Here is a 10,185-nt window from a genome sequence, read left to right on the forward strand (position 1 = left end):
TCGGGCGGTGACGTTGACGAACTTCGGTTGGGCCCGTCCGTCCGGCAAGCGGTCACACTTCGGTGAGACCGGTCAAACTTCGTTGAGACGGGTCAACCAGCACTGTCCTGTGACAGGTGATCTTGACTGTTTGCCAAGTGATCTTGACCACCGGAGTCGGCGGTATCCGAAGACCGGCAGCCCGGCGCGGGGCCGTTCGTGTCGGGGAGGGTTACCGCGCCACTTGCCAGTCGAGGCGGTGCTTTCCGGAAGTGTGCCAGTGGGTGTCCGGGACGAAGCCGTGGAACGGCCGACCGGTGGTCAGGCTGTCGGCCAAGGAAGTGAACATGTCCGCCAGGCTGGTGGCCCACAGGCCGCCCTCGGTGTCGCCCGAGCCGATACCCATCTCGTAGACGTGCCCGTAGGCGGGCCCCGGAAGGTGGTCCACGAAGAGCACGCCCCCGTCCATGGGGAGTGCGATGGGCGCCCACTAGCGGGCGTGGCCTACCAGGGTGCCCCGGCCCTCGGGATCCCAGATGTCCACCGGGAACAGCTCGACGTACCTTCGGTGGTAGGTGAGGATCTGCTCCGCGGGCAGCAGCCGGTGTGCCAGCGGCAGGAAGGACCCCGCGGGGAAAGTGTCCCCGGCGGCTCGTGGCGCGACGCCGTTGTGCAGTTCGAGCAGTGCTCGCAACTGAGGGTGCAGGGCGAAGCCGAGTCCGTCCTCCAGGCTCGCGATCTGCCCGGCGCCGGCCGCCGGCTGCAGGGCTGCGTGATCGGCCGGAGAGTGGGCGGCCAGCCAAGCGCTGAAACCCCGCCAGGCCGAGACAAGGGCAAGGGCATCGGTATCGGTCATGCCGGGACCGTAAGGCCGCGCACCGACAGGCCGGACAACGCGGCAGCTCTCGGGCGCGCTGCTCCACCGCCTGTCCTCTGACACTCGACCTGGACTGATTGACAGGTGACATTGACCGGCCGACTGTCAGCGGCGGCAGATCCAGTAGCTGTCGGCGGCCGGAGGCCCTGCGATGCTCGCCGGTCGAGCGAGTCACCACGACGACGCCGTCCTCGTACGAGACGCGGTCGCCCGCCATGACGAATACCGGCAGGTCCAGGACGACCTGGAAGTCGGAGTTGAGCTGGAACTCCCTGAGGAGCAGCATCCGCGGCACCGGGGCGACGCCGTCGACGTCGATACGCATGGGGCCGAGCATCCCGGAAGACCCACTGCGACCGCGAGAGGTTTCCCGTTCACGGAACGCACCGCATCGGTCGGCACGCCCGCAGCGGCCGAACCCCGGCCGAGAACAAGTGGCAGGAGCCCGCTGGCAGTCAAGGTCGGGTGGCAAAAGGTCAAGATCACGTGTCAGAGGACAAGCACACCGCTCACGAGAGCCACCTCGTCGAAGCCGTGACCGCGCTGCTGGCGTGCCACGACCAGCTCGGCGACGAAGCGCTGGCCCGGCCGGGGGCTGACCAGTCCCCGATGGCGGGACGGTCCGGCGGCCGCTCCGCCCCGCCGCGTGCAGCGCTGTCCGTGGAACCGGGCGGAAACCGCGCGTTCGGCTGCGGGAGCCGTGACGACCCGGCTACGTTGCCGGGAGCCCCAGCAAGGAGGAGGTCGGCGGGATGGAGTTTCCGAAACGCACGGCTCTGGCAGGACTCGGCCCGGCGGAGTACGAGGCGCTCGTGTCGCTGCGCGAGGCGGTGAACACGCTCGACGTCGAACTGCGCACGGCGCTCGCGGCGGAGGACCGGGCCCGCGCATGGGAGGCCAATGCCGAGCACGGGGCTGAGGAGAGGCGGTTCGCGTTCGAGGTCGAGGCGTTCCGCGACCTGGGGCGTGCGGCGTTCCGGTGCGCGGACGAGGTCGAGGTACTGCTGTGGCGGTACGCCAGCGCGTTCACGGTACTCGGCATCAGCATCCTGGAACGGCTGGCGGCAGGTGGCCCGCCGCTGTCCGACGCGGCGGTCGAGCGGTTGTGCGAGGAGCCGGCCCTGGCCGAGTTCGAGCGCGCGCTCTCGGTCCCGGCCGATGGCTTCCTCAACCCGGGGGAAGCGAAGCGGAACTGGCGCCGCGAGGAGCGGGTCAAACTGCTCGACTTCATCGAGATCGCCTACGAGTGCCTCGGCGACACCGAGATTGACAACCCTATGGACCGGGCCACCGCAGCCGGCGCCCGCCTCTCGGTCGACCACCCGAAGAACATGGACCGCCCCTGGGCCGGCGGCTATCTCGACACCCTGGTGGCCTTCGCCCGGCAGACCCCGCACGAGATCAGCCGCGTTCTGAAGACCTGACCCGCCACCGCCAGCCCGGTGGTCCGCCACCCGGCTGCGCAGTGCGTACCGGCCGCAGTGGCGTCCGCAGGTTGCGACTCCGATGTACGCAGGGTGCAGCGCGTCGGATGCCATCGCGCTACCGGCCGGGCGCCCATTGATCTGGGGCCGGGCCCGGCTACGCTGCCTCTGGGGCGCCCGCCGGACCCGGTACGCACAACCACGGGCCATCGGCGGCGGGCGCCTCCGAAGCAGGCAAGGATCTATGAGCCACCCCCGCTGACCTGCTCTCATGTCACTGATCGCACGGCCCGGTCGCGGCGCGGGCAGGTGTAGGTGTTGCCGGGGCACCGGGCACGTCCGGGCCGGGCTCGGTGGGTGTGGTCGGCCAGGCGCTGGTGGTACGGCACGGCGGGTGAGGGGCCTGGTCGTATGGGGACTGCAAGTCACATGGTTGCCACGGGTACGCCGTCCGGGCGGTTCGCGAGCAGGGCCGCGATGTGGTCCGCGCAGCGCAGGGCGGCCGTGGCCATGGCGTTCCGGGTCAATCCGGCGACATGGGGGTGAGCAAGGCGTTCGGCAGGCCGAAGAGCGGCGAGGCGAAGGCCGCGTGCCCGTGCTCGAAGGTGTCGATGGCGGCGGCCGCGAGCGGGTGTGCGGGGTCGCGCAGCGCATCGGTCAGCGCCTGTTCGTCAACGATCCCGCCCCGGGCGGTGTTCGGCAGGACCGACCCCGGACGCATCAGCGCGAGCTCCGCCCTCCCGACCAGGCCTTGGGTCTGCGCAGTGAGTGGCAGGTGCAGGGAGACCACATTGCTGGTTTCCAGCAGCTCGGTGAGGGAACGGGCCCGAGGTGCCGGTGCCTCGGGCGGTCGCCGCGCCCGCGGCCTCGACGTCGAGCTGAACGACATCGCCTGGATGGACATGGAGCTGTAGATCGGCCCCGTGTCGCCGAGAACCCCGTCCCTTGTGACTGAGCGCTTCACTTGGCCAGTTAGCGGTCGAGTTGGCCAGTTGAGCGCCTGGCGTTGTTCCTGGTCAGCGGGCTGCGATGCTCCAAGGGCCGTTCAACGGGGGAGTGGCCTTGGAGCATCGTCGCTGGTCAGCGGATTTGCTCAACTGGCCAAGTGAAGCGCTCAGTCACATCCCTGTGTGACTGAGCGCTTCAGTTGGCGGATGAGCAGTTGAGTTGGCGGGTTGAGCGTGACCGCCTTCGCGGTGGGCCCAGGCGCCTCCGCGAAAACCTGTTGGCGGACCACGGCGACCACTGCTACTTTCCTGGAGGCCGTGCGAGAGAACGAGGAGGTGGTACCCGTGAACGCAGTATCGACATGGGTGCTCCCCTCCGGGGTCACGGTCGGGCGGTAGGTCGTCCGGGAGCGCCGTTCACGAGCACTCCCGAAAGGCACGACCATGCGATTCACTTCTGAGCAGCGCCTCGACGACGGCGTCCTCGAACGCGAGTTCACCCTCGGTGAGATCCCCGGCATCCTGTGGACGCCCGCGTCCGCATCCGCACCGGCGCCGCTGATCCTGATCAGCCCCCCGCCCCTCGGCCTGCGCAGGATGTACCCCCGGCTGGCGGGGCGGGCCCGGTACTACGCGGCGAAGTACGGCTTCGCCGCGGCCACCATCGAGCTCCCCGGGAGCGGTGACCGGCCCCGATGGGCCGCCGCCGAGCAGGCCCGCGCCGACCTGCGGCGGGCCATGGAGGCCGGCGAACCGGTCGGCGACGAGATCATCGACGCCCTCGTCCTCCCGCTCGTCGAGAAGTCGGTCCCGGAATGGCAGGCCACCCTGGACGCCCTCCTGTCGCTGCCCGAGATCGGCGGCCCGGTCGGATACGAGGGGGGAGTGATCTCCATCGGCGTCCGGCTGGCGGTGGTCGAGCCGCGCATCTCGGCCGCCGGCTTCTTCGCCGGGAGTTTCGTGCCTCGCTCCATGTTCGAGGAGGCCCGCCAGGTCACCATTCCGCTGCAGGTCCTGCTGCAATGGGACGACGAAGGGAACGACAGGCAGGCGGCCCTGGACCTGTTCGACGCCTTCGACTCCAAGGAGAAGACACTGCACGCCAACATGGGCGGGCACACCGGCGTCCCGCAGTTCGAGCTCGACGCCGGGGCCCGGTTCTTCGCCCGGCACCTGAAGTGAGGCCAGGCCACCGCCATCGAGGACAGGCCCCGGCCATTCTCGATGCCGGTGGCCGGCAGATGCGCAACCGCCCCCGCTCGCGGCAGTACCGGCCATCGGGCGGTACCGGCCGACCGGGGCGGCAACGATCACGGGTCCGGCCCGGTCACGACGGTGTCGTGACCGGGTAGGCAGACACCCAACGCGCCAAGTGAAGTGCTAAGTCACAGAAATTGTGACTGAGTGCTTCAGTTGGCGGATGAGCAGTTGAGTTGGCGGGTTGAGCGTGACCGCCTTCGGGGTGGGCTGAGCCGGGACGAGATAGTTGGAACCCGGCCACGCATATTGGAACTGGACAGATCACGAATCTCTGCCGGTGATGGGAGCCTTTGAAACTGTTGAAACTCCCCGCCCACGCTCGCCCTCACCACTTGATTGGGCATTCAACGATGAGGGTGGGGTGTCCGCCGGTCGGAATCGGTCCGCTTCCTGTCAGCACGACGTGCCGAAGAACGCGCGTACGTCGTCGACGAGCGAGTCCGGGGCTTCCATCGCAAGGAAGTGGCCGCCGCGGTCGAGTTCGGTCCAACGGACGACGTTGTGGTCGCGTTCGGCCCAGCGGCGGATGGTCACGTCATGGGTGGAGAGCAGGACGGCGGTCGGCACTGTTCCGCGCTGACCGGCCGCCCAGTCGTCCTGTCCATCGCCCCACTCGGAGTCGTGGACGGTACCGGAGCCGGTGCTCGATCCGCCGACTGCGCCATCGCCATCGCCCCAAGTGTTCGCGGAGATCTCCTCGTAGTAGATCTGGGCGGCTGAGGCGGCGGTGCCGGTCAGCCAGTACAGCGAGACCTCGGTCAGGATGCGGTCCCGGTCGATGCTGTCCTCGGGCAGCCCGTCCTCCGGATCGGTGAGCTCCTTGAACTTCTCTACGATCCAGGCCAGTTGGCCCACCGGGGAATCGGTGAGGGCGAAGGCCACGGTCTGCGGACGCTTGGAGTTGCACTGCAGATAGCCGTCGTTGAAGTCCTGCATGGCCTGCCAGCGTTGTTGTTCGGCCTCAGTGAGGCCATCCGTCTCGCCCACCGCCCCCACCGGGAACGCGATCATGGCGTTGACGTGGATGCCCATAACGTGCTCGGGGTCCTGCTTGCCCATCTGAGTCGCAACCCACGAGCCGGTGTCGTAGCCATGAACGCCGTAGCGCGTGTAGCCGAGACGGGACATCAGCCGGGTAAGCACCGCTGCCATACGGGCCGAGTCCATTCCGGGCCCCGACAGCGGGGTGGAGAAGCCGAATCCCGGCAGTGAGGGAACGACCAGATGGAAGGCGTCGGCAGGATCGCCGCCGTGCGCGCGCGGATCGGACAGCGGGCCGATGACGTCGAGGAAGTCGACCACCGAGCCCGGCCAGCCGTGCAGCAGCATCAGCGGCGTGGCACCGGGCTCGGGAGACCGTACATGCAGGAAGTGGATGTTCTGCCCATCGACGGTGGTCAGGTACTGGGGGTGCGCATTGAGCGCCGCCTCGTGCGCCCGCCAGTCGTAGGAGGTGAGCCAGTACTCGGCCAGGCCCTTCAGATAGGTCACCGGGACGCCGCGGCTCCACCCGACACCGTGCAATTCGTCCGGCCAGCGGGTGGCGGCAAGGCGGGAGTGGAGGTCGTCGAGCTGGTTCTGCGGGACAGCGATACTGAACGGGCGGAAGTCAGGGGTCGTGTTCGTCATGGCTGTGACGCTACGGCCCGCTTAGGTCAGTTTCCTTCCTAAGAGTGCGGCATTCTGGTGCCATGCTGGAAACCTCCGGGCGGTTGCTGAAACTGCTGTCCCTGCTGCAGTCCCATCGCGACTGGTCCGGGACGGAACTCGCCCAACGCCTCGGCGTCAGCCGACGCACGCTGCGCCGTGATGTGCAGCGGCTGCGCGACCTCGGCTATCCGGTCCATGCAGCCCAGGGCACCGCCGGCTACCAGCTGGGTGCTGGGGCCAAGCTTCCGCCTCTGCTGCTCGATGACGAGGAGGCCGTCGCAATCGTGGTCTGCCTGCGCACCGGGGCCGACGGCTCGGTCGCCGGAATCGAGGAGTCCGCCCTGCGCGCCCTGGCCAAGCTGGAGCAGGTACTGCCCTCCCGGCTGCGACACCGGGTCAACACCCTCCACACTGCCACCGTCCGGGCCGGCGTGGCCTCGGCCCCAAAGGTCTCCGCGGACACCCTCATGGTCATCGCCGAGGCATGCCGCCGACACGAGCGGTTGCGCTTCGACTACATCAGCCCCCGCCTCGGCTCCGGCATCCGCTCGGCCGAACCCCACAGCCTGGTCAGCTTCGACCGCCACTGGTACTTGGTCGCCTGGGACACCGACCGGGACGACTGGCGCATCTTCCGCGTCGACCGGCTCGTCCCGCGCACTCCGCTCGGTCCGCGGTTCACGCCCCGCGAACTCCCCGGCAATGACGTGGCCGCCTACCTGGCCCGCCGGCTGTCGGCGCAGACATGGCCCTTCCAAGCGACCATCACCCTGCACGAATCCGCGACCGCGGTTGCCAGCCGCGTGTGGCCCGGCATGGGGGTCGTCGAGCCCGTCGATGATCGCAGCTGTCTGCTGCACGTGGGGGCTGACACCTCCCGTGACCTGGCCTGGATGATCACCTCGGTGGATACCGACTTCACCCTGATCGACGCCCCACCAGAACTCGCCGAAGCCCTTCGCGCCCAGGCCACCCGCTGCCTCAATGCCATACACCAGGAATAGGCGGCCTAGCCTCCGCCTTTCAGTTGGGCCTGGCTGAGCTCGGTTGATGCCACTGGCGACATGTTGTGCCTGTGTGGGGGTGTAAGGGCATGCCGAGGGCCCGACGCGTGGCCGGTGTCTCCAAGGTCCTCGGTTCGTGGGTGGGCAGGGATGGCCGGGGAAATCAGGTGACGGGTCGGGGCAGGGCCTGCAGTCGCGTGAAGGCGGTTGCCAGGTCGTGGCGCCAGGGCCAGGTGCTGGCGATCCGAAGGTGTAGTCGGCGGGCGCCGCGGGCTATGCGGGCGGCGGCGTGCAGCAGCCGGTAGCGGAGCTTCTTCGGCTCGGCTGTGGCCAGCTCTCCCTCCAGTAGGAGAGTTTGGGTTCAGGCGGGCAGGCCTATGGCGGCCAGGGACGGCTCGAGCCAGGCGGCGTTGATCTGGAAGTGACGGGAGGGGAAGCGGCCGAATCCGGTGGTCTTGCCGCAGCGGATCCGATCTTCTATGCGGGCGTGGGCGCGGTGACGGACCTCCAGTAGTTGCAGGGAGCCCTGGCCGTTGGGGGTGTCGGTGAGAGGACCTGGTGGTGCATGCCCTCGTCCGGGTCGAACAGCGTGAGCTGGGCGCCGGGGTGCGGGCGTTCGCGGCGGACGGTGGTCCGGGTGCGCTCGGGCGGGCCCGGCAGGTCGGCCATGCCGGTCAGCTCGGCGACCTGGGCGCCGTTGCGCAGGGAGCCGTCCTGTTCGAGGGCGGGATGCCATACCCGTTCCGGGAGGTGGCGGATCGCGCGGCGGACCTGCTCGGTGATGGACCATCCGACGGAGAAGGACGCTCGGATCCCGCGGGAGCGCAGGGCTCGGAAGTGGGCCAGGAAGGCTTTGGCGGAGCCGGCGCTGTCGGCGCGGATGAGGATCTCGGTGCCGTGGCGGTGGGCGTCGGGTATCTGGGCAAGTGCGGCGTCGAGCACGCTGATGTGGTCGGTGGCGGTGTCGGCCGCGGCGTTGCCCGGCCGCAGCACACCTGCCAGGGCCTCGCCGGTGTTGTCCGGGAAGCACAGCAGCGGGTGGTAGCCGAAGCCGTGCTTGTAGGTCGGTGCCGCGTGCTCCTTCTCGGAAATGGCAGGTGACCAGGGTGGCGTCGATGTCGAGGACCAGGCTCGGCAGTTCGCGTCCGCCCGCGTGAGAAGCGGGGATCTTGTCGCGGGTCTCGCCGGCCTGCAGCCAGGCGATCTCGCGGGCGGCGGCGCGGGCCGAGCGCAACGCTGCGAGCGCGGCAGGATCGATGCCGGCCAGCAGTCGCCACGCAGTCGGAGTGGAGGCGACCGGGCCGAAGACCTCGGGCTGGTCGGGCAGCAGCGCGAGGTCGGCGATCGCCTCGCCGCCGTCGGCGAGCATCACCGCCATATCGGCGGCGATCCGGCCCGGTTCGTGGCCGGTGCCGCGCGGGCGGAGCCGACGCAGGGCGTCGCCGAAGGCCTGCGTGAGGCCGGTGGCATCGGCGAGATCGGCCAGCAGACGCGACCCGGCGTGGCTGACGACCCCGCGCCCGTCGGTGGAGACGACGAGCCGGGGACGTGACCCGGTAGTGTGCACGTAGAAAGTGCCTTCCTGCTGGGCTGACGGAGACCTTAGACAAGCCTCATCGTCCCAGTTCAGAAGGCACTTTCGCGTTCCCGCTCATGATCCGGACACGGCCCCAAGCGAAACGCGCAGGCTAGACCAAGGCGGCCTTCGCCCGCTGACCCGGCCTCACCAGGGCGCGGGGCCGCCGTGGTGGTGCCGGGCAACAGCCTCCAGCACCGTCGGCCGCGCACCCCCGCAGCCGGCGGTTTCTACGGGCGGAGCCAGTCGGGGTCGTGGGAAGGACAGCGATCGAGGTCGCAGACGGTTTCGGAGTTGGCCTGGCAGTGGGCGGTGGGCCAGTACGGGGACTCGCATGGGCCCGGGTCGACGGGTGTGCCGTCGGGGGGCAGCAGGCGTTCGCAGTACTCGCAGCACAGAGCGGCCTGCACGCCGCCCTCCTGCAGTCTCCTGAGAGCGGCCACGGCCACCTCGAACGGGAGGCCGGCCCGGGCGGTGACGGGTGCGCTGGCCAGGAGCTCTCGGCTCTGCCACAGGCTCAGGCCGGTGACCATGCGGATCGCCCTCAGCGCTCCCGGCCCGTCGTAGGCCGCCCCCGTCAGGACCACCCTGAACTCCGGGTCCTCCACAGACTTCCTCCCCGGCCGACGTTGCACCGCGAGCCCAGTCAACCCTTTGTCACCGGACCTGGCGCTCGACGCCATCCTGCGCGCCCACCAGAACAAGGCGGCCTCCGCCCGCTGACCCGGCCTCACCAGGACGCGGGGCACCCCTGGTGAGGCCGGGCGACAGCCTCCAGCAGTGCCTGCAGAACACCCCCCCAGCCGGCCCTGCGAGTCAGCCCGGGGCGTCAGCCGCCCACGCGGGCAAGGGGGGCCTGAGTACCGTCGTCGTGTTCTCGCAGCTTGAGCATGGTGGTGCCTTAATCGTCCAGATACTGGTTCTTCCAGGGAACGCAGGTGGGGCGTTGCCCTCCTGACGACAGGAACTCCTTCACGGCCTCCCGGACGAGGTCGAGGGGGATCTCCACCTGGTCCCGGAACCGGGTCCAGTGTCCGGCGAGGTAGTACTCGGGGGCGTTCCTCGAATCTGCGGCGCCCGCTGTCACGAAGTTCCCGCTGCGGTCGATGAAGAGCAGAACCCCCACCTGGAGTTCCTTGTCCACTCCGACCTGGAGCTGGTGATCCGGAATCTCCGTCCCGGGGCCGGCGGGGTCCCCGAGGACGATCACTTCCCGGTCCAGGTGGATGATCTGGGCCAGGTTCTCGTCCACCGGGCCCGCGAGGAGCTCGTCGATCAGGACGTCGACGTCCTCAAGGGAGTCGAGATGGTCGGGTATCTCGATCCGGTCCCGCCTGTATCGGACTTCAGCACGTAGCGACATTCCGTCACCTTAGGGCCTGTGTGATGTTGTGATCAGTTGGGTGGTCGCACGAGGTCGTCTATCCAGATCATTGAGGCGCGGAGGTGGAGGCCTGCGAGGTAGCTC

General features: G+C 69.2%; 9 protein-coding genes and 1 pseudogene. 3 read left to right on the forward strand and 7 right to left on the reverse strand.

The window, feature by feature from the left end; genetic code table 11:
* Window positions 1–211: 211 nt before the first annotated feature.
* Both ACFU74_RS33080 and ACFU74_RS33085 read right to left on the reverse strand, forming a co-directional pair.
* Entirely contained in the window at window positions 212–448 is a 237-nt protein-coding gene (locus ACFU74_RS33080; protein ID WP_380763553.1) for a hypothetical protein, read from the reverse strand.
* Window positions 449–469: 21 nt separating this feature from the next.
* Window positions 470–835, reverse strand: coding sequence for a hypothetical protein (locus ACFU74_RS33085; RefSeq protein ID WP_380763554.1), 366 nt, complete (start codon window positions 833–835; stop codon window positions 470–472).
* A 773-nt stretch (window positions 836–1,608) separates the two neighbouring features.
* Between ACFU74_RS33085 and ACFU74_RS33090 the strand changes: the two genes are divergently transcribed.
* Complete coding sequence (locus tag ACFU74_RS33090; RefSeq protein WP_380763556.1) at window positions 1,609–2,280, forward strand: hypothetical protein; 672 nt, start codon at window positions 1,609–1,611, stop codon at window positions 2,278–2,280.
* 523 nt (window positions 2,281–2,803) lie between these two features.
* Here ACFU74_RS33090 and ACFU74_RS33095 read toward each other — a convergent pair.
* Entirely contained in the window at window positions 2,804–3,184 is a 381-nt protein-coding gene (locus ACFU74_RS33095; protein ID WP_380763558.1) for an NAD(P)-dependent oxidoreductase, read from the reverse strand.
* Between the two features lie 487 nt (window positions 3,185–3,671).
* On the opposite strand from ACFU74_RS33095, the gene ACFU74_RS33100 reads away from it, so the two are divergent.
* Window positions 3,672–4,409: an alpha/beta hydrolase gene (locus ACFU74_RS33100; protein ID WP_380763560.1), complete on the forward strand. Its 738-nt coding sequence runs from the start codon at window positions 3,672–3,674 to the stop codon at window positions 4,407–4,409.
* Between the two features lie 471 nt (window positions 4,410–4,880).
* Here the strand turns inward: ACFU74_RS33100 and ACFU74_RS33105 are convergent, their stop codons facing one another.
* A complete protein-coding gene (locus ACFU74_RS33105; protein WP_380763562.1) occupies window positions 4,881–6,116 on the reverse strand; it encodes an epoxide hydrolase family protein in 1,236 nt (411 codons plus the stop codon).
* A 62-nt stretch (window positions 6,117–6,178) separates the two neighbouring features.
* Here ACFU74_RS33105 and ACFU74_RS33110 point away from each other — a divergent pair, with 62 nt between their 5' ends.
* Window positions 6,179–7,141, forward strand: coding sequence for a helix-turn-helix transcriptional regulator (locus ACFU74_RS33110; protein WP_380763564.1), 963 nt, complete (start codon window positions 6,179–6,181; stop codon window positions 7,139–7,141).
* Between the two features lie 163 nt (window positions 7,142–7,304).
* Here the strand turns inward: ACFU74_RS33110 and ACFU74_RS33115 are convergent.
* The 3 genes and pseudogenes from ACFU74_RS33115 to ACFU74_RS33125 all read right to left on the reverse strand — a co-directional run bounded on the left by ACFU74_RS33115 (window position 7,305) and on the right by ACFU74_RS33125 (window position 10,080).
* A pseudogene (locus tag ACFU74_RS33115) lies at window positions 7,305–8,771 on the reverse strand (IS1380 family transposase).
* A gap of 176 nt (window positions 8,772–8,947) precedes the next feature.
* Complete coding sequence (locus ACFU74_RS33120; RefSeq protein ID WP_380763566.1) at window positions 8,948–9,325, reverse strand: hypothetical protein; 378 nt, start codon at window positions 9,323–9,325, stop codon at window positions 8,948–8,950.
* A 293-nt stretch (window positions 9,326–9,618) separates the two neighbouring features.
* The gene (locus ACFU74_RS33125; RefSeq protein WP_380763568.1) at window positions 9,619–10,080 is read right to left on the reverse strand and encodes an Imm1 family immunity protein; all 462 of its coding nucleotides are present in this window, start codon (window positions 10,078–10,080) and stop codon (window positions 9,619–9,621) included.
* Window positions 10,081–10,185: the final 105 nt, after the last annotated feature.

This window comes from Kitasatospora sp. NPDC057500 (assembly GCF_042802195.1).
GTDB lineage: Bacteria > Actinomycetota > Actinomycetes > Streptomycetales > Streptomycetaceae > Kitasatospora.

Excerpts from the sequence above, each read along its gene's own strand:
- ACFU74_RS33080 (WP_380763553.1), bottom strand. The coding sequence starts at position 448 with ATGGACGGGGGCGTGCTCTTCGTGGACCACCTTCCGGGGCCCGCCTAC.
- ACFU74_RS33085 (WP_380763554.1), bottom strand. The coding sequence starts at position 835 with ATGACCGATACCGATGCCCTTGCCCTTGTCTCGGCCTGGCGGGGTTTC.
- ACFU74_RS33090 (WP_380763556.1), top strand. The coding sequence starts at position 1,609 with ATGGAGTTTCCGAAACGCACGGCTCTGGCAGGACTCGGCCCGGCGGAG.
- ACFU74_RS33095 (WP_380763558.1), bottom strand. The coding sequence starts at position 3,184 with ATGTCCATCCAGGCGATGTCGTTCAGCTCGACGTCGAGGCCGCGGGCG.
- ACFU74_RS33100 (WP_380763560.1), top strand. The coding sequence starts at position 3,672 with ATGCGATTCACTTCTGAGCAGCGCCTCGACGACGGCGTCCTCGAACGC.
- ACFU74_RS33105 (WP_380763562.1), bottom strand. The coding sequence starts at position 6,116 with ATGACGAACACGACCCCTGACTTCCGCCCGTTCAGTATCGCTGTCCCG.
- ACFU74_RS33110 (WP_380763564.1), top strand. The coding sequence starts at position 6,179 with ATGCTGGAAACCTCCGGGCGGTTGCTGAAACTGCTGTCCCTGCTGCAG.
- ACFU74_RS33125 (WP_380763568.1), bottom strand. The coding sequence starts at position 10,080 with ATGTCGCTACGTGCTGAAGTCCGATACAGGCGGGACCGGATCGAGATA.